Origin of the sequence: Exiguobacterium sp. CH10 (assembly GCF_018617635.1) — a bacterium.
GTDB classification, from domain to species: Bacteria; Bacillota; Bacilli; order Exiguobacteriales; family Exiguobacteriaceae; genus Exiguobacterium; species Exiguobacterium aestuarii_A.
The window spans coordinates 1225504-1248229 of record NZ_JACSKO010000001.1 but is presented as its reverse complement, the minus strand read 5'-3'; the positions used below and the strand labels follow the sequence as shown (position 1 = coordinate 1248229).

26 protein-coding genes are annotated in these 22726 nt (G+C 47.8%); 17 read left to right on the top strand and 9 right to left on the bottom strand.

Annotated elements, in window-relative coordinates; genetic code table 11:
• Window positions 1-200: 200 nt before the first annotated feature.
• The gene (locus KNP04_RS06250) at window positions 201-1001 is read left to right on the top strand and encodes an HAD family hydrolase (protein ID WP_214875053.1); all 801 of its coding nucleotides are present in this window, start codon (window positions 201-203) and stop codon (window positions 999-1001) included.
• Here KNP04_RS06250 and KNP04_RS15495 read toward each other — a convergent pair.
• Together KNP04_RS15495 and KNP04_RS06240 are read right to left on the bottom strand one after the other, a co-directional pair.
• Window positions 947-1252: an RNA polymerase sigma factor gene (locus KNP04_RS15495; protein ID WP_214875052.1), complete on the bottom strand. Its 306-nt coding sequence runs from the start codon at window positions 1250-1252 to the stop codon at window positions 947-949. The genes KNP04_RS06250 and KNP04_RS15495 overlap by 55 nt on opposite strands.
• A gap of 156 nt (window positions 1253-1408) precedes the next feature.
• Window positions 1409-1624: a zinc ribbon domain-containing protein gene (locus tag KNP04_RS06240; protein WP_214786007.1), complete on the bottom strand. Its 216-nt coding sequence runs from the start codon at window positions 1622-1624 to the stop codon at window positions 1409-1411.
• A gap of 122 nt (window positions 1625-1746) precedes the next feature.
• On the opposite strand from KNP04_RS06240, the gene KNP04_RS06235 reads away from it, so the two are divergent.
• From KNP04_RS06235 to KNP04_RS06220, 4 genes are all read left to right on the top strand, one after another.
• Window positions 1747-1980 (top strand): hypothetical protein, encoded by a 234-nt coding sequence (locus tag KNP04_RS06235; RefSeq protein ID WP_214744842.1) that lies wholly within the window; start codon window positions 1747-1749, stop codon window positions 1978-1980.
• On the top strand, window positions 1977-2177 hold the full coding sequence (locus KNP04_RS06230; protein ID WP_074035562.1) for a helix-hairpin-helix domain-containing protein: 201 nt from the start codon (window positions 1977-1979) through the stop codon (window positions 2175-2177). Before KNP04_RS06235 ends, KNP04_RS06230 begins: the two co-directional genes overlap by 4 nt.
• Window positions 2178-2327: 150 nt before the next feature.
• Window positions 2328-3788: a UDP-N-acetylmuramoyl-L-alanyl-D-glutamate--2,6-diaminopimelate ligase gene (locus KNP04_RS06225; protein ID WP_214875051.1), complete on the top strand. Its 1461-nt coding sequence runs from the start codon at window positions 2328-2330 to the stop codon at window positions 3786-3788.
• 96 nt (window positions 3789-3884) lie between these two features.
• Window positions 3885-4229 carry a YflT domain-containing protein gene (locus KNP04_RS06220; RefSeq protein ID WP_214744836.1) on the top strand — a complete coding sequence of 115 codons (345 nt, stop codon included), beginning with the start codon at window positions 3885-3887 and terminating at the stop codon, window positions 4227-4229.
• 67 nt (window positions 4230-4296) lie between these two features.
• Here KNP04_RS06220 and KNP04_RS06215 read toward each other — a convergent pair whose 3' ends face one another.
• Entirely contained in the window at window positions 4297-5289 is a 993-nt protein-coding gene (locus KNP04_RS06215; protein WP_214875050.1) for an MDR family oxidoreductase, read from the bottom strand.
• Window positions 5290-5432: 143 nt separating this feature from the next.
• Here KNP04_RS06215 and KNP04_RS06210 point away from each other — a divergent pair, with 143 nt between their 5' ends.
• Window positions 5433-5855 (top strand): hypothetical protein, encoded by a 423-nt coding sequence (locus KNP04_RS06210; protein ID WP_214875049.1) that lies wholly within the window; start codon window positions 5433-5435, stop codon window positions 5853-5855.
• Between the two features lie 18 nt (window positions 5856-5873).
• Here the strand turns inward: KNP04_RS06210 and KNP04_RS06205 are convergent, their stop codons facing one another.
• The 4 genes from KNP04_RS06205 to KNP04_RS06190 form a co-directional block, all read right to left on the bottom strand.
• The gene (locus KNP04_RS06205; protein ID WP_214744831.1) at window positions 5874-6083 is read right to left on the bottom strand and encodes a hypothetical protein; all 210 of its coding nucleotides are present in this window, start codon (window positions 6081-6083) and stop codon (window positions 5874-5876) included.
• 83 nt (window positions 6084-6166) lie between these two features.
• A complete protein-coding gene (locus tag KNP04_RS06200; RefSeq protein WP_214875048.1) occupies window positions 6167-6874 on the bottom strand; it encodes an SDR family NAD(P)-dependent oxidoreductase in 708 nt (235 codons plus the stop codon).
• Between the two features lie 38 nt (window positions 6875-6912).
• Complete coding sequence (locus KNP04_RS06195) at window positions 6913-7275, bottom strand: GNAT family N-acetyltransferase (protein ID WP_214875047.1); 363 nt, start codon at window positions 7273-7275, stop codon at window positions 6913-6915.
• Window positions 7272-8312, bottom strand: coding sequence for a serine hydrolase domain-containing protein (locus tag KNP04_RS06190; RefSeq protein ID WP_214875046.1), 1041 nt, complete (start codon window positions 8310-8312; stop codon window positions 7272-7274). The genes KNP04_RS06195 and KNP04_RS06190 overlap by 4 nt, the downstream gene beginning before the upstream one ends.
• Window positions 8313-8459: 147 nt before the next feature.
• Between KNP04_RS06190 and KNP04_RS06185 the strand changes: the two genes are divergently transcribed.
• Window positions 8460-8726, top strand: a complete 267-nt coding sequence (locus tag KNP04_RS06185; RefSeq protein WP_214875045.1) for a hypothetical protein — start codon at window positions 8460-8462, stop codon at window positions 8724-8726.
• Window positions 8727-9359: a sensor domain-containing diguanylate cyclase gene (locus KNP04_RS06180; RefSeq protein WP_214875044.1), complete on the top strand. Its 633-nt coding sequence runs from the start codon at window positions 8727-8729 to the stop codon at window positions 9357-9359.
• 21 nt (window positions 9360-9380) lie between these two features.
• On the opposite strand, the gene KNP04_RS06175 is transcribed toward KNP04_RS06180, so the two are convergent.
• Window positions 9381-11159 carry a solute:sodium symporter family transporter gene (locus KNP04_RS06175; protein ID WP_214875043.1) on the bottom strand — a complete coding sequence of 593 codons (1779 nt, stop codon included), beginning with the start codon at window positions 11157-11159 and terminating at the stop codon, window positions 9381-9383.
• A gap of 194 nt (window positions 11160-11353) precedes the next feature.
• Here KNP04_RS06175 and KNP04_RS06170 point away from each other — a divergent pair, with 194 nt between their 5' ends.
• The 4 genes from KNP04_RS06170 (at window position 11354) to KNP04_RS06155 (ending at window position 13684) form a co-directional block, all read left to right on the top strand.
• Window positions 11354-11677 carry a hypothetical protein gene (locus tag KNP04_RS06170; RefSeq protein WP_214875042.1) on the top strand — a complete coding sequence of 108 codons (324 nt, stop codon included), beginning with the start codon at window positions 11354-11356 and terminating at the stop codon, window positions 11675-11677.
• Window positions 11678-11786: 109 nt separating this feature from the next.
• The gene (gene tnpA / locus KNP04_RS06165) at window positions 11787-12188 is read left to right on the top strand and encodes an IS200/IS605 family transposase (protein WP_214875041.1); all 402 of its coding nucleotides are present in this window, start codon (window positions 11787-11789) and stop codon (window positions 12186-12188) included.
• Between the two features lie 4 nt (window positions 12189-12192).
• The gene (locus tag KNP04_RS06160) at window positions 12193-13269 is read left to right on the top strand and encodes an RNA-guided endonuclease InsQ/TnpB family protein (protein ID WP_214875040.1); all 1077 of its coding nucleotides are present in this window, start codon (window positions 12193-12195) and stop codon (window positions 13267-13269) included.
• 142 nt (window positions 13270-13411) lie between these two features.
• Window positions 13412-13684, top strand: coding sequence for a hypothetical protein (locus KNP04_RS06155; protein ID WP_214875039.1), 273 nt, complete (start codon window positions 13412-13414; stop codon window positions 13682-13684).
• Window positions 13685-13748: 64 nt separating this feature from the next.
• On the opposite strand, the gene mgtE is transcribed toward KNP04_RS06155, so the two are convergent.
• Entirely contained in the window at window positions 13749-15107 is a 1359-nt protein-coding gene (gene mgtE / locus KNP04_RS06150; RefSeq protein ID WP_214875038.1) for a magnesium transporter, read from the bottom strand.
• Window positions 15108-15431: 324 nt separating this feature from the next.
• Between mgtE and arcA the strand changes: the two genes are divergently transcribed.
• From arcA to KNP04_RS06125, 5 genes are all read left to right on the top strand, one after another.
• Complete coding sequence (arcA, locus tag KNP04_RS06145; protein ID WP_214875176.1) at window positions 15432-16661, top strand: arginine deiminase; 1230 nt, start codon at window positions 15432-15434, stop codon at window positions 16659-16661.
• 21 nt (window positions 16662-16682) lie between these two features.
• Complete coding sequence (gene argF / locus KNP04_RS06140) at window positions 16683-17711, top strand: ornithine carbamoyltransferase (protein ID WP_214875037.1); 1029 nt, start codon at window positions 16683-16685, stop codon at window positions 17709-17711.
• Window positions 17712-17765: 54 nt separating this feature from the next.
• Entirely contained in the window at window positions 17766-19241 is a 1476-nt protein-coding gene (gene arcD / locus KNP04_RS06135; RefSeq protein ID WP_214875036.1) for an arginine-ornithine antiporter, read from the top strand.
• A 14-nt stretch (window positions 19242-19255) separates the two neighbouring features.
• Window positions 19256-20218 (top strand): carbamate kinase, encoded by a 963-nt coding sequence (gene arcC / locus KNP04_RS06130; protein ID WP_214875035.1) that lies wholly within the window; start codon window positions 19256-19258, stop codon window positions 20216-20218.
• Window positions 20219-20379: 161 nt separating this feature from the next.
• Window positions 20380-22722: a glycoside hydrolase family 31 protein gene (locus tag KNP04_RS06125; RefSeq protein ID WP_214875034.1), complete on the top strand. Its 2343-nt coding sequence runs from the start codon at window positions 20380-20382 to the stop codon at window positions 22720-22722.
• The last annotated feature ends 4 nt before the right edge of the window (window positions 22723-22726 follow it).

The following is a 22726-nucleotide window of genomic DNA, read 5'->3' as shown; positions in this document are numbered from 1 at the left end:
TCCGATTGCGATTAAGGGAGAGCTTACCGTCGCCCAAAAGAAATAAGAGCGGATGCCAAAAAGAAAAGCAAATACAATGAAAAATCCTGTGATCAGGCTACTCATTTGGCAATAGGTTTGAGAGAATCGTTGAATCATAAGATGCCTCCTTTGTTTCATTGTACTATAGGAGAAAGAGAAAACGATAAGGAGACGATAGAATGAGACGATTTACACACGAAGGGCGTACACTCGTTTGTTTCGACTTTGATGAGACCTACTTTCCACATGCGTGTTCCAATGCCCAACTAGCCTCCGTCCGTCGGCTCGAAGATTTTTTGGAACGACATTCTTCAGACGTGTCGACGATGTGGGTGACGGGTAGCTCGCTGGCGTCGTTACACGAAAAAGTAAAACGGGCGAATCTTCGCTTTTGGCCTCATCGAATTGCCTCGAGTCTCGGCACAGAATTATATCGAATCGAGACGGACGGAACGTTCGTTGAGGACAAGGTCTATCAAAAACTATTTCCGAGCGATTTTGTATCACGTGTGGAACGCATCGTGTCACAGACAGGGCAGATGCGTTTTAAATTAGATGAACAGCCGGGGAATGGGATGAGTCCTTGGATTCGAAGTTACTATGTCCGCGACCAAGTTGGTTCATGGAGAGAAACGCTTCGGATGCTGACAGATTCAGCTGGCATCGCAGTCAACATCAGTCAATGTAATCCGAATGCAGGTGACCCGGCTGATGCGTTTGATATCGATTTTTATCCAATCCATGCCGGGAAAGTCTCAAGTATTGAATATGTATGTGCCACTTCTTCTTTTGTACGAGAAGATACATATGCTTTTGGAGACAGCGGGAACGACATTGGCATGCTAGCATATGTCGGTAACGGATATTTAGTGAACAACGCGACCGAACAGGCGAAGCGATTGCATTCAAAGGTGACAAAAAATCCCTATGCGGAAGGAATTTTAGAAATACTGGAGGCGGATGTTTCTTCGTTCATCTGATGAATGATGTGTTCTAACGAACGCATAAGAGTCGCGCGAACAGTTTCTTTATGGGGTTCGAAGTTGAGGCGTTGTTGCCAGACGTGACAAAATAAGTCCGTCAAAGCTGCCTCAGCAGTCGCGGGATGGTTATTTAAATGAAGCGCATATCGATAGAGTAAGTTTTCATAGCGGGCATATAAATGTTCTAGGGCTTGTCGATTTTTTAAACGAATTTGATCGATTAGGCGCTCGTCGAGTGTAGGAAGCATATGCAACTCCTTTCGTATGGAATGAAGGTGTCAACGATAAAAGAATCAGGAACTTTACTCAGATAAAGCGTCCTTTCTGTTCTTTCACTCATTTGCTCTCATTCAAACCAAGGAATATGAAAAATAGCGGTCGAATATGCAATATTCCTCAACGATTCAAAACGTGTGATAACAATTCGGACACGTCTGTGCATCTCCCGGTGCGCGTTTAAACGACGTTTTGCACTTCGGACAAGTGACGGTCTCGCTCTGTTGATTGAACAAACTGCCGCGGTTGAATAAAATGTTTCGAAGGTTGGGTAATGCCAGTGCGGCGAAAATCATCGCGCCGAATAAAAAGACCGCTAAAATGAGTAATAAAACGTAGGTCATCGTTTTCTTTCCTTTCCTGTTGAATTTCTTCCATCATAATCGAAATTTACATAAGCGAACAGCTTATCAATAGAAATGAGAACAAGTGTTCTGTATAATAAGATTAAAGGAGGGAAAGCGGGATGAGAGAAGAATTGTTACGATGGATGCGATCAGGTCTGGTCACAGAAATGGTATATGTAGATCGACATGGAGTGTTTTCAAAGCGGCGGGTCAAATTGATAAAAGTGCAGGGAGAACATGTCGTGGCGTGGGATTTGAATAAACGGGCCAGACGAACATTTCGAATCGAACAAGTGCTTGCCTGTCTTCCCATCAACGAACGATTTAGAAAGCGGAAGGTGGAGATTGGATGATTGCCTTACCGAAATTGGCTGCACCAGCCAAAAGAGCTTTGACGTCAAAAGGCGTCGATTCTTTAGATGACTTATCTCTCTACACGCGTCGTGAAGTAGAGAGTTGGCATGGCGTTGGACCAAATGCCATCCACGTCCTACAAAACGAGTTAACTAAACATCATCTAACATTCAAAAGAGAGGAACCTAGTACGTGAATGAAACGTCTAGGTTTTTTTCGTGAAGTGATTGCTTTTCATTGAAAACGGGAAGTAATATATTTGTTATCTCAATTGCCGTTAAAATCTAGTAACATGACGATAAGGTTTATACACCTAGCGACACCCATGAGAAAGGACGTACACAGCATGAGAACGAAACGTTTATCCGCCATTTTACAAAATGAGATGGATGACATGAAGCTTGATCCATGGGTGACCGGAGTCGAAACGGATTCCAGAAAGGTCAGTTCAGGGAATGTCTTTATTTGCATTCGTGGCTATACGGTTGATGGGCACAAGTTTGCCGAAGACGCCGTGGCTAATGGTGCGAGTGCGGTCATCTCAGAATATCCACTCGATCTTGATGTACCGAATGTGGTTGTTGCCGATACGAAGCAGACGGCAGGAGCGGTTGCGAGCGCTTTTTATGATCACCCGTCCCATCGGATGCGTATATATGGTGTGACGGGAACGAATGGAAAAACAACGACAGCGACGTTGACCTATGATTTATTGCGTCTCTCTGGACTTCGTGCAGGGATTGTCAGTACGATTGGCGCTCGTTTCCACAATCAAACGATTGAGACGGCCAATACAACGCCTGAAGCCGTCGTCTTACATCGTATTTTAGCGGATATGGTTGATGCAGGTGTCACGGACTGTGTACTTGAAGTGTCATCGCATGCATTGATGGAGGGACGTGTGGCCGGAATTCACTTTCATGCGGCCGCATTTACGAATTTGACGCATGATCATCTGGATTATCATCGTTCAATGGATGAATATGCTCGTGCAAAAGCACGATTATTTGAACAGGTAGAAGTGACGAATGGAGACGCGATCGTGTTGAACGCGGAAGACAAGGCGAGCCGAGTCATGTCCGAATTTGCACCGACACGCCAAACCATCATGTATAGTACATCAGAGCAAATAGAGGCCGATATTCAAGTCATCTGGCGTGAGGATACGGTTCTTGTTCATATGAAAGAATTTAAGCTAGAAGTTCCCGTCCGGTTTATGGGCGCATTCAATGCCTCGAATTTGGCGGCGGCAATCGGACTTGTCTCCACTTCTGATATGGCACTTCGGACGATTGTCTCGAACGTACCAGGTCTTACGTTGCCAAAAGGACGTCTTGAGCGCCTCGATACAGAAGATGCCGAAATTTATATTGATTATGCACACACTCCAGACGGTCTAGAGAAATGCCTATCCACGTTACAACAAGACGACCGATCTCTCGTCGTCGTCTTAAGTGCGGCAGGAGACCGTGACCCGACGAAACGTCAAGACATGGGTCGCATCGCGAGTCAATATTCAAACGACGTGATTGTTACTGTACATGACGTGCGTATGGAAGACCCGAAACAAATCATTGGCGATTTAGTCAAAGGGATCCAGCCGAACGTGAAGTACGTGACATTTGAAGCGAGAGAAGATGCGCTTCGCCATGCGGCGATGCAGGCGTTAAAAGGGAAACGAGTCGTGGTCGTCGGCAAAGGACACGATCACATCGAGCGAATTGGTCGACGTTCGATTCCGTTCAATGAATCAGATATTTTATTGGAAGAATTGAAAAAACAAAAAGGGCAGGAACCTGCCGTTTAACAAAACGATGACGTTTGTCATCGTTTTTTAATGTGTGAAGAATGACGAGGAAGGCAATACATAATAGTGTAGTAGAATTGAAGGAGGAGAATAGACATGTCAGTTTTGTACAAAGAATTTACAAATGATGAAGAAGTCGTAACCGCCGTTCAATCGATGAAATCAAATGGGATAGATGAATCCAACATCTACGTCATCACACATGACGATGACAGAAGTAAACGTGTTGCGGACAACGCGGATGCGAACACCGTTTCTGCAAGTGACGTCGGCTTGGGGACAGCCGCTAAAAACATGTTCCGCAAAAAAGGGGACGAGCTTCGCGCTGAGTTCCAGGAACTTGGCTTCACGAAAGAAGAGTCGGAACGTTTAGAAGAAAAACTAGACCAAGGAAAAGTGCTCGTCGTTGTGAAAGACGCACCGGCTGGCTTTACCATCTAATTCCACACCATGGAGAATAGAGAGAAAAGAGGCTGAATCGTGAGCGATTCAGCCTCTTTTGATGTGTTTAGCGAAGACGAACAACAGTGCGACCGCTCAACTCGCCGCGCATCATCGCTTCGGCGTGACGTGGAACGTCGTGTAGCGGAATCTCATGGATCATGTCGTTCAACACTTTCGGATCAATGAGTTCCTCAAGTCGTTCCCATGCGTTCGTACGGCGTGCCATCGGTTGCATGACCGAGTCGATTCCAATCAATTTTACCCCACGAAGGATGAACGGATACACACTCGTTGGCAAGTCGGCGCCTCCGACGAGCCCGCATGCGGCGACAGCACCTTCATATCGGGTTTGGCTCAAAATGTTGGCGAGGGTATTCCCGCCGACCGAATCGATGGCGGCATCGAAGCGTTGTTTAGCCAGTGGACGAGCAGGTCCTTCTAATTCACTTCGGTCGATGATGGTTTCGACACCGAGTGAGCGTAAATATGGTGAATCCGTTTTACCAGTCGAGGCGACGACATGATAGCCAAGGCGACGAAGCAGTGTAATGGCGAAACTTCCGACACCACCCGTCGCTCCTGTGACAAGCACCTCTTCCCCAGGTCGAACGCCAGCATGCTCGAGTGCATCAATCGATAGCATGGCTGTGAGTCCTGGAGTCCCGATTGCGATAGCATCCCGCATGCTCATCCCTTTCGGTAATTGGACGAGCCAGTTGCCGGGTACTTGCGCGTATTGACTGAAGCCGCCGAAATGACGTTCCCCGATCCCGAAACCGGTGGCGATGACTTCGTCCCCAACTTTAATATCCAGGTGGTCCGATTCGACTACTTTCCCGACAAATTCACATCCTGGAATAAATGGATAATGGCTTACGATTTTGCCTGATGTCGTTAATCCGAGTGCGTCTTTATAATTCAGCGCGGAGTAGTAAACTTCCACTAAGACGTTCCCGTCCTCTTCTTTCGGAAGGACGTCAGATTTTACGTCTTTTACTTCGGCATGAAGGTGTTCATCGTGCTGGTCGAGCACGAGTGCTTGGAATGACTCATTCATCTGCATAACCTCTTTTCATATGGTTGTCTTCACTCTAACAGTGTTTCCCGTGACAAATAAAATATATGCACGAATCTTTAGGGGGAATCGGATCGAGAGTGGTATAATAAAGGGGATTCAAATTGCGTAAGGAGGAATGTAGTATGCGGCACGATGACTATGAGTTTGACGATGTAGAAGTAGAAGAAGGCGAATTGTTCAACGTATACGATATTCTCCCACCAGACGGCACGATCCTCGAGATGGCGACCGCTGAAGAAATGGTCCGAGCGGCCGAATTAGAAGCGAAACATCATGCGCTTCAACGGCTTCAGGACTCAAATTTCCAGCTATCAGGTGTTTCGTTCAAAGAACTTCTGACAGAATTTGAACAGTATGAACAAGAATCAATGGAGTTCTGGACAGGGGTTTATAACCGATTACGCATTCCTTGGGCGTGGACGATTCGCATCGATGTGGCCAATGGGCCAATCCACGTTGTAAACGATCGCGATATCTTTATCGACGAAGAAGACTTTGAAGAATATGATGTCGACGATTTATTAGAAGAATACGAAGAAGATTGAATCAAAAACGTCTTTCCCTCATTCAGATGGGAAAGACGTTTTTTTGTCATGAAGCAAATCGCTGCGCACGCGGGCAAGCTCGGTCGACCCGAAAAAGAGACCGACACTACACAATAGTGCAACACCACTGACCATTGCCCCGACGACAGCGGTATCTCCAATCATCGTGAACGACATCGTCAAACTAAATAATCCAAATAACAGTAATCCTCCGGCAATCGTCTTCATCATGATTCACCCTTTCACATGTCTATGGAAGTAGTGTAGACGGTTTACCGAAAAGAGGGTGACTCTATTTTTGACCAGGTAAATTATTTGATTAAGTCGTAAATCGAATAGGTCTTGCCGTTTTCAAGAGGGCGGTCAATCAATTGTTCGACGAACACACGCGCGACCGTCTCGGGAGAGCGGAGTCGTCCCTCTGTTTCGTATGAACGGAATTGTTCGAGGTCAGCGAACGCCTCTTCTGAAGAAGAACGAATCTCCGCCTGCATCGATGTATCCATCACGCCAGGATTGAATAGTGCCGCACGATGCGGGGTACCTTCGAGCTCAAGTGCCAGCGTTTCCGTGAAATGGTCGAGTCCTGCTTTCGTGCCGCAATACGCACTCCAACCTGAAATTGGACGTTTGGCCGCGCCAGACGTCACATGAATCAAATCGGTCGGCTTGTTGAAAGCGAGGACCGCGTTCGCCAATAGCATCGGTGCGAGTAGGTTGGCATGGACATGAGCCGTCACTTTCTTCCCATCCAACTTTCCGACACGATGAATCGGTTCAATCCATGCGGCATTTTGAACGAGAAGAATCGAATCGGCATTCTCTAGAAGTGGAATGATATTTAGAATGGCCGTTTCGATTCCTGAGACGTCTGAGAGGTCGACGGGTAGTTGTTCATACGTGACGTCTTCGGTCTGTGAACGTGAGAGACCGATCACGTCATAACCTCGAGCTTGGAGTTCTTGGGCGATGGCACGACCGAGACCACGTGATGCCCCGGTGACGAGTGCAAGTTTCATATATATTCCTCCTATTCGTGAATGGTTTTCCGAAAGCCTTAAAACGGACGGAATCGCAGTTTTTCGTAATATGTGTGCGAGGCTTGACTCGCTAGCATCTCAAGACGTGTTTCGGGATAGAGCGTATGGACATGTTGGAGAAGCTGCTCACCAAGTCCTTGCTTTCGATAGGCGGAAGCGACCAACAATTCACAGACATACAAGCTGACTATCGTATCGGTCATTCCCCGTAAGTAGGCGACGACCTCCCGATCCTCAGATTCCATGACATACGTGACGTTCGATTGACGCCACGCTTCACAGGTCAGCTCCCCCCGTTCGACGAGTTGAGTCCAGCCTTCCTCGCGATTGAGTTGCTGGATGTGTTCAAAATCAGATGCGACATATGCACGGATCTTCATTCGATTCGCTCTCCAATCTGTGCTTCGATTTGCTTCATCACATCAAACGCACCGTCTGATTGATTCGAACAAACGACCGAAATGACCTCAGTTTCCGGGTAGTACCCGGAATGAAAGCTGACGCCCGGGTCATATCCCATCACATGGTACTTATAAATGTCTCCTGACGAATGATGCTGAATCCAAACCCCGTATCCATAACTACCACCTCGGTCATTGACCGTCACATGTGGTGTGAGAAGTAGGGACGTGGAGGCGGCATCAAGAAGTTGATGTGAAAACAAAGCCTCCCAAAAACGAGTCATATCTTGAACGGTCACATAAGCTCCGCCATCTGCTCCGCCTTTGACCGGAATCGCATATTGATTCGTACGCCATGAGCCGTCCGAATGATCGATATAACCTAGCGCTGTCTTGGCGGGTAAGGCATCGAGCGAGAAATATCCGGAAGCACTCATGTTAGCAGGTTGAAAAATCGACTGTTCGATATAGTCGGTGAAGGGTTGCCCGGTCACTTCTTCGACAATCAACCCTAACAGGATATACCCGGCATTGTTATAGGAGAATCGGGAACCTGGTTCATCCTTCATCGTTTTTTGTTGAAATAGCGGTAAAAAATCTCGTAGTTGTTGAAGACGATACATCGGAACATCACGCCACAACGCTTCGAAGTCGTCAGAGACGGACTCATCAAAATAGTCAGGGATGCCCGACGTATGCGTTAATAGCTGATGGATTGTAACTTCTGAGGATATGTAGGGCAGGTCGAATGTCTGAAACGAATCCAGTGAAGTTGAAAAAGAGAGTCGACCTCGTTCGACTAACTGACAAATGGCGATTGCTGTGAACAGTTTACAACCAGAAGCGATTCCGAATCTCGTTTTGACTTCATGTTGAATCTGTTCCGAGCGATTAGCATAGCCAAGGGATTGATGAATGGACGTATCCGGGTTGGTGACGGAATAGACACCAGAGAATGTTTCGTCCAATGTGAGATGCGTGATGTTTTGCAAAAGAACCTCCAATTGTTGAGTCATCAAGTACTTCGACTATATCACGTCTAAATGGACCATCCATAAATTTACTCAATATTCAAAAAAACATTTACCAAATAACAGGAATTGAGACAGGTGTCTGACTTCGAACGTGGTACGATATGGGCGAACAGAGAGGAAGTGTATTCAATGACGCTATTCTTTTTAGGGATACTCGTTGGATGTTTGATTGCTTTGTGGCTACATAAGCGTCAACGGTCACATCCACAGACGCTTTCGTTCATGCATTTCGGGAACCAAACGAAAGATGTCATCTATATTTTTGAAACGAAACCAAAGTGGCGTTTTAGGTATATTAGTCCTTCTTTAGATTTATATTTAGGGGAAGGGACCGTCATGCGTAGTTATTCGAATGCGCAGGAATGTTTCCGTAGAATCCATCCGGACGATCGATGATTGTTGCTAGACAAAGTGTTGGGGCGCGTCGACTATGAAGAAGCAATTCTTCAGCGGTGGCGGACGAATGAAGGGACTTATGTATGGTTCGAAGAGTATACGACCCCGATCTATGAGAACGGTGAGATTGTGGCGGTGCAAGGTGTGATTCGGAACATTGAGGCGGCCATGACCGAGCGTGAGCGTCTGCTGTATGAAAGTCGTCATGACAGTTTGACGGGTGTCTTCAATCGTCGGGCGTTTGAAGAGACAATCGGTCAAGCGGAAGGGATGAGAAACATCGGAATCATCGTACTCGATGTGAATGATTTGAAAGTCGTGAACGATCAAAAAGGACACTCTGCCGGTGATAGTTTGTTGAAGCGTGTCGGTAACCTCCTTCAAACCATCGAGTCCTCTGTCTATCGGATTGGAGGAGACGAGTTCGTCTTGTTTCTTCAGATGATGTCAGAAGAAGCATGCGAGAAGATGGTTCATGAGATCGAAACGACATGCCGAGAAGAGGAAATCTCAGTGGCCATCGGGTTGGCTTGGGCATCTCATCCAGAATCAATCGAAGTACTCTGGCAAGAAGCAGATGACGCAATGTATGAACAAAAGCAGCAACAAAAAAGAGATATTCTTGACGTTTAGTTCAAGAAAATCTCTTTTTCGTTAACTACTCGCTTCCTCTACTTCAGGTGGTTCTTCACCTAAGTTATTGAGATAGCATTCATATCGTGCGAGTCCATAGCGATAAGATGCCCAAATCAGAAGGGTCGTCACGGCAATGAGTCCAATCGTCAATGGAGCGAACCATCCGGAAACAATTCCATCCGCGTAGGCAAGTCCAATTGGTGAAAAGACGAGATAGACGAAAATCATCGAAGCGACAAGCAAGATTGAAGTCGATAACGCGTGACGCCATGGTTTGACTCGTCCGAGCTCGATTCGAATCGGATTCGCTTGGAGCATCGGTCGTACGCGAGCGAAGATGAGCATGATAGCCGTCTCGACGACGAAGAGGATACCGTAAATGTGAATAAAGTTAATCCCGATTTCCACACCGAACCATTGCTTTGTTCCCCACACGAGGAAATAGTAAGCGATGACGTGGAAGAAAACGACGGTCTTCGCGGCAATCGGGGGAACTCGTTTGACGAGCATACCGATCAAGACGACGACAAGAATCGGGATGTTGAAGAAGCCTGTAAAACGACGAATCAAATCCCATAGCCCATCTGGTGCATACATGAGATTTGGGGCGACAAAGAAAGAGACGAGCGCCACGAATGTGCCAAACCATTTGCTGACGCGAATTAAATCTTGGTCAGAAGCATTCGGCTTGAACTTTGGTTTATAAATATCGAGAACGAATAGCGTCGCGATACTATTTAACAGTGAGTTAAATGAGCTGAACACAGCACCGAGTAAGACGGCAAGGAAAAAGCCCATGAGCCACATTGGAAGTAGTTCGGCAATCAAGCTCGGATACGCTAAATCGGCTTTCTCGACGTTCGATCCATACAAATGGAAGGCGATGACGCCAGGCAAGAGCATAAAAATGGGAACAAGTAGTTTTAAATAACCCGTAAAAAGTACTCCTTTTTGTCCCTCTGCCAAGTTTTTTGCGCCGAGAGCGCGTTGAATCACGTATTGATTGAGTGCCCAGTAGAACAAGTTCGCAAAAATCATCCCCGTAAAAATGGAGAGGAACGGGACCGAGTCATTGGCCGAGCCAATGGCGTTTAATTTTTCGGGATTCGTCGTCGCAATCGTCTTCATCCCGTCCAACAGATTCCCGTCACCTAGTGCGAGGAAACCGAGCGTTGGAACGAGGAAGCCGATGATGATGAGACCAATCCCGTTTAGCGTGTCGGAAACGGCGACCGCGCGAAGCCCGCCGAAGATGGCGTAAATCGCCCCGATGATTCCGATGAACCAGACGACAATCCAAAGAGACTGTTCAAAACTAATCCCGAGAAGGGCAGGCACGTCGAATAGTTGAAGGACAGCTAATCCACCAGAATAGAGCATGGACGGAATCGTGACACACATGTATCCGAGTAAAAACAACAAGACGGTCAATCGACGAACGTCCTCGTCATAGCGTTGACTTAAAAATTCAGGGATGGTTGAGATCCCGATTCCAAGAAAACGAGGCAACAAAAACAGTGCCATGATGATGGCGGCAATCCCGGCCGTGACTTCCCAAGCCATTGCCGACATATTGCCTGCGAACGATTGACCGTTCAAACCAATCAATTGTTCAGCAGACAAGTTGGTCAAGAGGAGCGAACCTGCGATGAAGACGCCCGTCAATCCGCGACCGGCCAAGAAATAATCATCGGCACTTTCGACTTTTCCTCTCGTCATACGATATGAGACGTAGGCGACGAGTGCCATGAACAAAGCACCAGTCACGAGTATGTAGAGTACTTGCTGAATTGTCATAGAATCCCCTCACTTCTTACTTATGTTTTATAATGTATTTGTAGAAAATACCCTAAAGTGTAAGAAAGTAGTCCTCTTATCTTGATAGAATGATAAAAAGTCATGGGCTATGCATAAATTAATAAAGTTCTCAATGAAATCGATTAGAAATTCAATAGGGTGAATCGGTGGGAGGAATCTCTTTGAGGAAATGGATGATTGGAATATTATCTGTTGCAGTGGTAGCAGGTTATGTCATGTTTAGTGAAATCCTGAAAGAAGGAAACACGAGTGATTTGGCTGTGACCGATAGCTTCCGACACATAGACGATTTAGCTACACGCTCACCGATTGTCATTGTCGGCAAAGTCAGCAGTGTTCCAAAACCGTTTACACATCAATCGGTCACTTTCTTTGAATCATACATTCAAGTGGAGCGTGTTTATCGAGACGTGAGTCATGAACTGCAGCAAACCGCTACAATTACCCTCTTACAAAATTTCCGAGCGGGGAAGCCCACTCCTTTAGGGGGGGGATGAAAGCTCGGCAGGATGCGGAGTGTCAGTAAAGAATCCGAAGGTTTTGGCGCTTCAAGTATCTGGAAATCTTCTTGTTGCAGTTTGTTGGTTAAACTGACACAATATTCATATGGAAACCAACTATAGAAGAACTCATACCACTGTTTCTCTAATCAATTATCACTTCGTTTTCTGTCCTCGATACAGAAGAAAGATATTCCTTCGTGACGATGTAGAAATACGTTTCAAAGGTTTGATGTCCGAAATATGCGAAGGACTGAATATCAAAATTATAGCCTTGGAATGCGATACAGATCATACGCATATGTTCCTTGACGCCCCTCCAACACTGAGTCCTGCTGACATCATGGCAAAAATAAAGGGAGTAACGTCTAAAAAGTTAAGAGAGGAATTTCCTCATCTTCAACATTTGCCGAGTCTCTGGACACGATCCTATTTCGTCTCCACCGCTGGAAATGTATCGAGCGAAACGATTAAACGTTATGTCGGACAACAAAAAACAAGGGGGTGACACCGTGTCTCAGACGCTGACAGTTAACATTAAACTGAAGCCGACAAAAGAACAGGAAGTTGTTTTAAAAAGCATGGCAGAAACATATATCGAGACGGTCAATCAACTTATCTCTGATATGGTGGATGCTAAAGCGATGCTCAAATTGACAAGTAAAAGTGTTTGCGCCCATCTGCCTAGTGCCGTCAAGAACCAGGTCATCAAAGATGCCCAGAGTGTCTTCCGGAAAGTGAAGAAGTCGAAATACAAGGTCGTCCCTGTCCTGAAGAAACCTTATTGCACATGGAACAACCAGAACTATTCGTTCGATTTTGAGTCCGTTTTTCTTCCAATCATGGTAGACGGGAAGGTCAAAAGGACAGAGATCCGTGCCGAGATGGTCAATCGAGACAATCGTAACTTCTCCCTTCTGAATAACAAGCTGGGTACGCTTCGTATCACGAAGAAGTCGAAGAAATGGATGGCTCAAATCGCCGTCACAATCCCCACGACGGAGAAGACCGGTACGAAGGTTCTTGGTGTCGACCTCGGTCTAAAAGTCTCGGCGGTCGCATCGACCGATTGCGACAAGGTGAGGTTCTTTGGGAACGGTCGCGAGAACAAGTTCATGAAACGTAAGCTCCGGGCGAGACGAAAAGAGCTCGGTCAAAAGAAGAAGCTGAACGCGATCAAGGAACTGGACAACAAGGAACAGCGTTGGATGAAAGACAAGGATCACAAGGTGAGCCGTGAGATCGTCGACTTCGCAAAAGAGAACAATATTTCTGTCATTCGCCTAGAGAAGCTAGCGAATATCCGGCAGACGGCAAGAACAAGCCGTAAAAACAATAAGAATCTGCATACATGGTCGTTCTATCGCTTGGCATTATTTATCGAGTACAAGGCGAAACTAGAAGGAATCAAGGTTGAATATGTCAATCCTGCATATATATCTCAAACATGCCCTTCTTGCGGGAGTCGGAATAAAGCGAAAGACCGTACCTATTCGTGTTCTTGCGGATTTAATAAACATCGAGATGTAGTCGGTGCGATGAATATCCGAACCGCACCTGTGGTTGATGGTAAAAGTCAATCAGCCTGAGAATCTATATGATCTGTCTCAGGAGGGGTGATGGCACACCCTCATCTGGAGGTTTGAGCAAAACAGAAATGGACTGCGCTCGCACAAGCACTTCAGAATCCCACTCATCCCGAAGGGTGAGCTTGCGGCTTTAGCCGTGGGAGTGTCAAAAAAATACGAAGGACCCGTGATTGAGCACGCGTATCGGATTGTCGGTCTACAACAAGGACATTTCAAAGTGAACCGGACGGGGACATTGATTTCGGCAGGAGAATCCAATCTTTATCAAGAAAGCGGACGAAGTGCTGACTTGAGTAAACTAGAGACATTATTGAACGACAATCCTTATATGGCAGAACAAAACGACGTGATGACGGATGAAGACATTGAAGCTTTCAACGAGACTCAAGAACGTCTGTTAGAGGAATCTCAATAATATAACGAATGAAAGCGGCGCTGATGAAATCAGCACCGCTTTTTCGTGTGAACTTTTATAAATGTCATAGAAATTGGAGCATGGACGTCGCGACCGTGAAGTAGATGATGAGACCGAGGTTGTCCATCAGTGTCGTGATAAACGGTCCCGAGGCAACAGCGGGGTCTAACTTCAGGCGATTGATGAGCAGCGGGACAATCGTTCCAATCATCGTGGCGACACTGAGTGCGGCAAAAATGGAAATCCCGACAATGAAGCCGATGAGCATGTTGTCATAAAGAATGGTGATGACCCCGAAAATGACAATCATACAAGCGATTCCTAAGATGATGCCCGTCCCGAGCTCGCGTCGAATCATCTTCATGACGTTCTTACGATTGATCGTACCAAGCGCAATCGAACGAACAGCAACGACGAGTGACTGGGTGGCCGCGTTCCCGGCAGACCCCATGACAAGTGGCATGAAGACAGCGAGGAGCACAATTGTTTCAAGCGTCTCTTCAAAACCACCGATTGTCGAAGCCGTAATCATCCCGAGAAACATGAGGCTGACAATCCACGGGGCACGTTTTTTCGCCGCCTCGAACGGACTCATGTTGATATCGGACGACCCCTTCGTCGCGGAAAGTTCTTCAAAGTCTTCCGTCGTTTCGCGTTCGATGACGTCTAACACATCATCGACCGTGATGATGCCGAGTAGCTTTTGCTGATCGTCGATGACAGGAAGGGCCAATAAATCATACTTTTGGACAATCCGAGCCAAGTCTTCCTGGTCGGTCATGACGTTTGCTGAGATGACACGAAAACCCATGATGTCTTCGATTTTCGCCTCGAGCGGCGCGACAATCAAATCACGTAATGAGACGACACCAACCAGTTGGTGCGCTTGGTCGACCACATATAAATAATAAATCGTCTCAGCGTCTGGTCCGAGTTCACGCAACTCTTCTAAAGTCAGTCCGACGGTCTTGTTCGCTTGAAGGACGACGAACTCAGTCGTCATGAGCGATCCGGCCGTCTCTTCCGGGTATTGCATCAAGTCCTTGACTTCTTGTTCCTCGATATCGTCCATCTGTTCAAATAACGTGTCCATGAATGCATCGGGTAACTCCCGCATCAAATCGGCGGCGTTATCTGAATACATCTCATTTAAAATCCGGACAGCATACGGCTGAGGCGTTTCTTGGATGAATGTACATTGCTCTTCTAACGTCAGTTTTTCAAAAAGGTCAGTAAACACTTCAGGTGAGATTGTTCGATATACGAACGCACGCTCATGCTGATCGAGTTCGATAAAATGATCGGCCTGTTCACCGGGGTGGAGGGAGAGGAAGAGGTCTTGAAAATCGACCGGGTCTCCCTTTTGAATCAATGTGCGAAGTGCCGCTTCATGTTCGTTGTATTCCATTTCTTCTATTTTCATTTGCTCACATCCTGATCTTTCGCATTTTTCAGCTTACTCTGCAGGTCTAAAAAAAAAGTTTTTCATCTTTTTTAGGAGGATTATATTCATCATCCATACATCTTATTTCCCCTTGTCAGGACGCCGATTTTTCATGCATTGTTTGTTCATTCACAAAGGTGAAGGTTTATACATAGCCATGTGGAATCACTAACAGGTGAACTGCCGGATTAGACATTCGCAAATTTGGTAAAGTGATAAGGTAAGGGTAGTCACACACCCGAATCACAAGGAGGAAGCGAGATGATCTCAATGACGAATCAACCGATTTCACAAGATACGACGCTGAAACATCCGATTCATGTGTATTCAGAAATTGGAGAATTAAAAACGGTATTGCTGAAACGACCGGGAAGGGAATTAGAAAACCTCACCCCGGAATATTTAGAGCGCCTCTTGTTCGATGATATTCCCCATTTGCCGGTCATTCAAAAAGAGCATGACTATTTTGCGAGTGCGCTCCAAAATCGCGGTGTGGAAGTCCTTTATCTCGAAAAATTAATGGCTGAGACATTGTCGCTCCCTGGTGTGCGCGAAAAGTTTGTCGCGGATATCTTATCGGAGTCTAAATCAAATATCAACGGCTCTTATGAAACGTTAAAAGAATATTTACTGGATTTTGATAATGAGATGTTGATTGAAACGGTGATGGCCGGTATCCGGAAATCGGAGATCAAGCCGGAGAAACGCCGACATTTACACGAAATGATTGAAGATACGTACCCCTTCTTTTTAGATCCTATGCCAAACCTCTATTTCACACGAGATCCGGCCGCCGCAATCGGTCATGGTCTCTCTATCAACCGAATGAAAGAACCGGCACGTCGCCGTGAATCACTCTTCACGCAATATATTATGCGCTATCACCCTCGCTTTGCGAAACATGATGTTCCGATTTGGTCAGACCGCGACTATCGATTTGCGATGGAGGGCGGGGACGAGCTTGTCTTATCGAAAGAAGTCGTCGCCATCGGCATCTCTGAACGAACGACCGCGCAAGGGATCGAGCGCGTCGCCCTCAATTTGCTCAAACATGGAGACAGCTTCAAAAAAGTCATCGCCATCGAAATTCCAAAATCACGTGCCTTCATGCATCTCGATACCGTCTTTACGATGGTCGACCATGATAAATTCACCATCCATCCGTTCATTCAAGGACCGGAAGGGAAGATGAACATTTTCGAACTTTCATTGAATGCAGAAGGTGAATTGCAGATCACGCAGCATACCGATTTGTTGAACGTGTTAAAAGACGTCCTCGGCCTACAGGAAGCGACGTTGATTCCTTGTGGAGGCGGCGACCCGATCGCAGCGGCGCGCGAACAGTGGAACGATGGATCGAATACGCTTGCCATCGCACCGGGTGTCGTGGTCACGTATGACCGAAACTATGTCTCGAATGAACTGCTCCGTAAAGAAGGCGTCGAAGTGATTGAAATCATGTCGAGTGAACTATCGCGCGGACGTGGAGGTCCACGTTGCATGAGTTGTCCGATTATCCGCCAAGACATCTAAATGTGATAAGGAGGAAGCAGTATGTCTACAACGTTCAATTTTGATTTGAAAGGTCGTCACTTTTTATCGTTAAACGAGTTTTCTGGTGAAGAAATCAATTATTTGATCGATTTGTCTGCTGCATTCAAACGTCAAAAGAAACAAGGTATCCCACATCGGATTTGTGAAGGCAAAAACATTGCCTTACTCTTTGAAAAACCATCGACGCGGACGCGTTGTGCGTTCACGGTCGCCGCAATCGACTTAGGGATGCATCCTGAGTATTTAGGCAAAAATGATATCCAGTTCGGGAAGAAAGAATCGGTGCGAGATACGGCCATCGTCCTCGGGCGCATGTTTGACGGCATTCAATTCCGAGGGTTCGCCCACGAGACAGTCGAAGGTCTCGCGAAAGATGCAGGGGTGCCGGTTTGGAACGGATTGACCGACCTCTATCATCCGACACAAATCTTGGCCGACTTCTTGACGGTGAAAGAACAAAAAGGAGAGTTAGCCGGAATCAAATTCGTGTACGTCGGCGACGGCCGGAACAACATGGGGAATACCCTATTGATTGGTGGCGCAAAAGTAGGGATGGATATGCGGATTTGCGCACCGAAATCACTTTGGCCATCTGACGAAATCGTCCATTATGCGAAATCGGTTGCTGCTGAAACAGGCGCCGTCATCACATTGACGGAGAGCATTGAAGAAGCGATGGACAAGGCAGACGTCGTCTACACGGATGTATGGGTGTCGATGGGCGAAGAGGCGGCTTTCGCAGAACGGATCGAATTGTTGCGACCATATCAAGTGAACATGGATATGCTTCAAAAGAGCGGCAACCCGGACATCATGTTCTTACACTGCCTCCCTGCTTTCCACGACTTAGAGACAGAGGTCGGTCGAGCGATTCACGAACAATACGGATTGACGGAAATGGAAGTGACCGATGAAGTGTTCCGCAGTCGTCACTCGTTCGTATTTGATGAAGCGGAAAACCGGATGCATACGATCAAGGCGGTAATGGCGGCAACGCTCACAGAGACACGCGAATGGCTTGAACGTTGACGGGGGGAGGGGACTTCCCCTCCCGTTTCAAAATAAGCGAAAGGGATGAGTAGAATGTCTACGAAGTTGGAGCATGACTCAGGTGGTTCGGCTGGAGTACATCCTGACAAGCAAGACAAGCGATTAGGTCTCGGAGCGTTGACGGCACTTGTCGTCGGATCGATGATTGGCGGTGGCGCCTTCAACTTGGCCGCCGATTTAGCGCAAGGCGCGAACGCGGGTGCCATTCTCATTGGGTGGGTCATCACCGGAATCGGGATCATCGCGCTCGGTCTCAGTTTTCAAAACTTGACGATGCGTCGCCCTGATTTGGACGGTGGTGTCTATAGCTATGCCCGTGCCGGTTTCGGTTCGTTCGTCGGATTCAACTCGGCCTGGGGATACTGGTTATCTGCCTGGCTCGGAAACGTGGCGTATGCCACACTGCTGTTCAGTTCGATCGGCTATTTCTTCCCGATTTTTGAAGGGGGACAAAATATTGCCTCCATCGTCGGAGCCTCCATCATGCTTTGGCTCGTACACACGCTCATTCTTCGTGGGGTGCATGAGGCGTCGATGATCAACATCGTCACCACGATTGCCAAGCTCGTTCCGATTTTTGCATTCATTACGATTACGTTGTTCTTCTTCAATCTCGAAAACTTCACCTTCGATTTTTGGGGACAAGGCGGCTTCTCATGGGGAAGTGTTCGCGACCAGGTCGTCTCGACGATGCTCGTCACGCTTTGGGTATTCATCGGCGTCGAGGGAGCGGTCGTTCTCTCAGGTCGGGCTCGGAAGCGTTCTGACGTCGGAAAGGCGACTGTCATCGGGTTACTCGGTACACTCGTCATCTATCTGCTCATCTCCATCATGTCGCTCGGTCTCATGACACCGGAAAACGTGGCGAACGCCTCGCAACCTGCGATGGCTTACTTGCTCGAGTCAGCAGTCGGTCCTTGGGGCGCGATGCTCATCAATGGTGGACTCGTCATTTCCGTACTCGGGGCATGGCTCGGTTGGACGCTTCTCGCGGCTGAGATTCCGTTCGTGGCTGCGAAAGACGGCGTGTTCCCGAAATGGTTCACGAAAGAGAATAAAAATCAGGCACCCGTCAACGCACTTTGGTTAACAAACGGGTTGATTCAGCTCTTCCTCTTTACCTTCTTGATTTCAGATGCGGCCTATAATTTTGCGTTCTCCCTCGCTTCAAGTGCCATTTTGATCCCGTATGTATTCTCGGCATTTTACCAAGTGAAGGTATCGAAAAATGGAATCGGTTATAGCGCCGGTGAACGGAGAACACGCGATTTGACGATTGGATTGGTCGCTTCCATTTACGGATTGTGGCTCATCTATGCGGCAGGAATTGATTATTTACTGCTCACGACCCTTCTATACGCACCAGGAACACTTCTCTACATGAAAGCGCAACGTGAAAATGGCATCAAGTCACTCAACAAAACGGAATGGTTGGTCGCCGGAGTGTTGACCGCACTCGCCATTTTCGCAGTCGTACGCATACTATCTGGTAATATCTCAGTCATCTGATCGGAGGTATCGATATGGAGAAAAAACGTGTGGTCATCGCCCTAGGCGGAAATGCGATTCAACAAGGTAAAGATGCGACAGCGGAAGCACAAATGCGAGCGGTCGAGGCGACGGCAGAATCTCTCGCAGCACTGATTGCGGAAGGGGTCGACGTCATCATCACACACGGGAACGGTCCGCAAGTCGGAAATTTAATGTTACAACAAGCCGCATCAGACAGTACGGCTACGCCGGCGATGCCCCTTGATGTATGTGGTGCGATGACGCAAGGAATGATTGGATACTGGTTTGAAAATGCGCTGACGAAAGCACTGCGTGCGCGCGGTCTTGAACGAGATGTGGCTTCTCTCGTCACACGAAGCGTGGTCGATCCGAATGATAGTGCGTTCCATCATCCGTCGAAGCCGATTGGTCCGTTTTATACGGAAGAAGAGGCACTTCATCTCGAACGGACGACGGGTTACGTATTCAAAGAAGATGCAGGACGTGGATACCGTCGTGTCGTCCCGAGCCCGGTCCCGATGAAAATCGCCGAACACGCCGTCATCCGAACGCTCGTTGAAGCGGGGCACATCGTCGTCGCTTCCGGCGGTGGTGGTATTCCGATCATGGAGACGGCTGAAGGATACGTCGGAATCGAGGCGGTCATCGATAAAGATTTCGCGGCTGCGAAACTCGCGGACCTCGTCAACGCAGACGTATTGCTCATTCTGACTGCGGTCGAACATGTGTATGTCAACTTTGGGAAGCCAGACGAGATGGCGCTACAAGAGACCTCAAAAGAACAGATGGAGACGTATATCGCCGAAGGACAGTTTGCTCCGGGAAGCATGTTACCAAAAGTAAGAGCGGCACTGCAGTTCGCAGAATCCGGTACGAATCGGGTCGCGATCATCACGTCACTCGACCAGGCGTTAGCTGCCATTTATGGAGATGCCGGAACACGCGTCCGTTTGGCTCCATCCCTTCAACAATAAGAATGTGTCGCAAACGTGAAACGTTTGCGACTTTTTGTTTTCTGTCCCGATTCAAGGGGAAGGAATGTTGTATGCCAAAAATGAGATTGCTATCATATTCAGTGTAAACGTTTGCACTAATTTCAGGAAGGAAGTGACGGAGAGCGGAAACGCTCGAGTGTATGCGCCTATTCGAAGAAAATCATGTATATCAATCGTGGATGAGACCAAAAGCAAGAGAAGAGGCAATCGTGCAAGGAAGCTGTTATCGATTCACCGTATTGACGAGTCAGTTGATTCGGATGGAGTACGCGGAGGATGGGATTTTTGAAGACCGCGCCACCCAAGTGGCGTGGAATCGAGAATTTGACGTTCCACAATTCCGAGTGATCGAAGACGAGGCAGAGCTCCAAATCATCACGGAACACGTTCACTTATACTATACGAAAGGACCGTTCGCACCGAACACGCTCTATGTGGACGTGAAAGGGAACTTCAGTACGTATTACAGCCGCTACATGTTCAACGGTCCAGAGCGGACGCTGAAAGGAACGGCGCGGACGCTCGACCATGTGGACGGGGCGACGGAGTTAGAAGAAGGGATTCTCTCCAAGCAAGGGTATGCGATCATTGATGATTCATCCTCGTTTTTGATGACGGATGACCGCTTCGTCGAGCCGAGACGAAAAGGGATTCATGATATTTACTACTTCGGATATGGTCATGACTACAAACAGGCACTTCGAGACTTTTACACGTTGACGGGTCCGACGCCGATGCTTCCTCGTAAAGCGCTCGGAAACTGGTGGAGCCGCTATTGGCGATACGACGAAAAAGAGTATAAGGCGTTGATGCGCCGCTTCAAATCCGAAGACATCCCGTTCTCGGTCAGCGTCATCGATATGGACTGGCACGTGACAGATATCCCGGAAGAGTATGGGAGTGGCTGGACGGGCTATTCGTGGAATAAAAACTTATTCCCTGAACCGAAGCGATTCCTCAAATGGTTAAAAGATGAAGGGATGATGGTGACATTGAACCTGCACCCCGCCGACGGGGTCCGTGCGTTTGAAGACCAGTATGCGGCGATGGCTGAGGCGATGGGGGTCGATCCGGAATCGGGTGACCGAATCCCTTTCGATTTTTCGGACAAGCGATTCATTCAAGCGTATTTCGAACAGATGCATCACCCGCATGAGGCGGACGGCGTTGATTTTTGGTGGATTGATTGGCAACAAGGATCGACATCGAAGATGGAGGGACTCGATCCGTTATGGATGTTGAATCATTATCACGCCATCGACATCGCCCGTGACGGCAAACGCCCGCTCATTTTTTCTCGTTACGCTGGGCCAGGGAGCCACCGTTACCCGGTCGGATTCTCAGGGGACACAATCATCTCTTGGGCATCACTCGCCTTCCAGCCGTATTTCACGGCAACAGCTACGAACATCGGGTATGGATGGTGGAGTCATGACATCGGAGGGCATCATCGTGGTAAAAAAGACGACGAGCTCGCGGCGCGTTGGGTCGCATACGGAGTGTTCAGTCCAATCATGCGCCTCCATTCGACGTTCAGCACGTTCAACGGAAAAGAGCCTTGGCGTTTCGGAATCGAAGCCGAACAGTCGATGAAGCGATTCTTACGCCTGCGTCATCAACTCATTCCTTATTTGTATACGATGAACTATCGGAACCATGCAGAAGCGTTGCCACTCGTGTTACCGATGTATATCGAACATCCCGATGATGAAGCGGCTTATCAGGTGCCGAATCAGTTTTATTTCGGAAGTGAACTCATCGTCTCCCCGATTGTCACACCAATGGACCGACAGCTCCATGTCGCGGGTGCGAACGTGTGGTTGCCGAAAGGGCAATGGTTCGATTTCTTCACGGGTCATCGTTATGAAGGCGACAAGTCGATTCGTGTGTTCCGTGGACTCGAAGGGCAACCGGTCTTCGCCAAAGCGGGCGCCATCATTCCAATGATGCCGCATGAACCGCATGCGAACGAAACGGGGAACCCGAGCGAGCTAGAAGTACTCGTCTTTCCAGGTGCCTCGAACACGTTCACGATGTACGAAGATGACGGGGAAAGCCGTGATTATGAGACGGGGGCGTCACTCGAAACGACGTTCACGCTCGATTGGGAAGCGCGTACGCTTCACATCGAGACGTCAGGTGATTTGACACTCGTCCCGGCGAATCGGACGTTGACGATTCTTGTCCGCGGGGTCGTCGGAGAAGGGGACTATGATGCGGAGACGCAGACGTTACACATCCCACTCGGTGAATGGAAACGGGAGCAGACCGTGACGCTTCCGGTCGATCTGACACAAAACGCACATCGACTCGACCGTCTCTATCGGTTCTTAGACCGCGCCGAAATCGCTTATGACTTAAAAGATCGTTTATATCAGATGGCGACCACGAAGACACGTCTCGAGGCATGGTTGTTTGACCTCCATGCGTTAGAGCTCGATCGTGATTTACAGGACGCCCTATTGGAACTTATGTTGGACTAAAAAA

Bases quoted from the DNA above. Each gene is read 5' to 3' on its own strand.
- KNP04_RS06250 (WP_214875053.1), top strand. From the start codon at position 201: ATGAGACGATTTACACACGAAGGGCGTACACTCGTTTGTTTCGACTTT.
- KNP04_RS15495 (WP_214875052.1), bottom strand. From the start codon at position 1,252: ATGCTTCCTACACTCGACGAGCGCCTAATCGATCAAATTCGTTTAAAA.
- KNP04_RS06240 (WP_214786007.1), bottom strand. From the start codon at position 1,624: ATGACCTACGTTTTATTACTCATTTTAGCGGTCTTTTTATTCGGCGCG.
- KNP04_RS06235 (WP_214744842.1), top strand. From the start codon at position 1,747: ATGAGAGAAGAATTGTTACGATGGATGCGATCAGGTCTGGTCACAGAA.
- KNP04_RS06230 (WP_074035562.1), top strand. From the start codon at position 1,977: ATGATTGCCTTACCGAAATTGGCTGCACCAGCCAAAAGAGCTTTGACG.
- KNP04_RS06225 (WP_214875051.1), top strand. From the start codon at position 2,328: ATGAGAACGAAACGTTTATCCGCCATTTTACAAAATGAGATGGATGAC.
- KNP04_RS06220 (WP_214744836.1), top strand. From the start codon at position 3,885: ATGTCAGTTTTGTACAAAGAATTTACAAATGATGAAGAAGTCGTAACC.
- KNP04_RS06215 (WP_214875050.1), bottom strand. From the start codon at position 5,289: ATGAATGAGTCATTCCAAGCACTCGTGCTCGACCAGCACGATGAACAC.
- KNP04_RS06210 (WP_214875049.1), top strand. From the start codon at position 5,433: ATGCGGCACGATGACTATGAGTTTGACGATGTAGAAGTAGAAGAAGGC.
- KNP04_RS06205 (WP_214744831.1), bottom strand. From the start codon at position 6,083: ATGAAGACGATTGCCGGAGGATTACTGTTATTTGGATTATTTAGTTTG.
- KNP04_RS06200 (WP_214875048.1), bottom strand. From the start codon at position 6,874: ATGAAACTTGCACTCGTCACCGGGGCATCACGTGGTCTCGGTCGTGCC.
- KNP04_RS06195 (WP_214875047.1), bottom strand. From the start codon at position 7,275: ATGAAGATCCGTGCATATGTCGCATCTGATTTTGAACACATCCAGCAA.
- KNP04_RS06190 (WP_214875046.1), bottom strand. From the start codon at position 8,312: ATGACTCAACAATTGGAGGTTCTTTTGCAAAACATCACGCATCTCACA.
- KNP04_RS06185 (WP_214875045.1), top strand. From the start codon at position 8,460: ATGACGCTATTCTTTTTAGGGATACTCGTTGGATGTTTGATTGCTTTG.
- KNP04_RS06175 (WP_214875043.1), bottom strand. From the start codon at position 11,159: ATGACAATTCAGCAAGTACTCTACATACTCGTGACTGGTGCTTTGTTC.
- KNP04_RS06170 (WP_214875042.1), top strand. From the start codon at position 11,354: ATGATTGGAATATTATCTGTTGCAGTGGTAGCAGGTTATGTCATGTTT.
- tnpA (WP_214875041.1), top strand. From the start codon at position 11,787: ATGGAAACCAACTATAGAAGAACTCATACCACTGTTTCTCTAATCAAT.
- mgtE (WP_214875038.1), bottom strand. From the start codon at position 15,107: ATGAAAATAGAAGAAATGGAATACAACGAACATGAAGCGGCACTTCGC.
- argF (WP_214875037.1), top strand. From the start codon at position 16,683: ATGTCTACAACGTTCAATTTTGATTTGAAAGGTCGTCACTTTTTATCG.
- arcD (WP_214875036.1), top strand. From the start codon at position 17,766: ATGTCTACGAAGTTGGAGCATGACTCAGGTGGTTCGGCTGGAGTACAT.
- arcC (WP_214875035.1), top strand. From the start codon at position 19,256: ATGGAGAAAAAACGTGTGGTCATCGCCCTAGGCGGAAATGCGATTCAA.
- KNP04_RS06125 (WP_214875034.1), top strand. From the start codon at position 20,380: ATGCGCCTATTCGAAGAAAATCATGTATATCAATCGTGGATGAGACCA.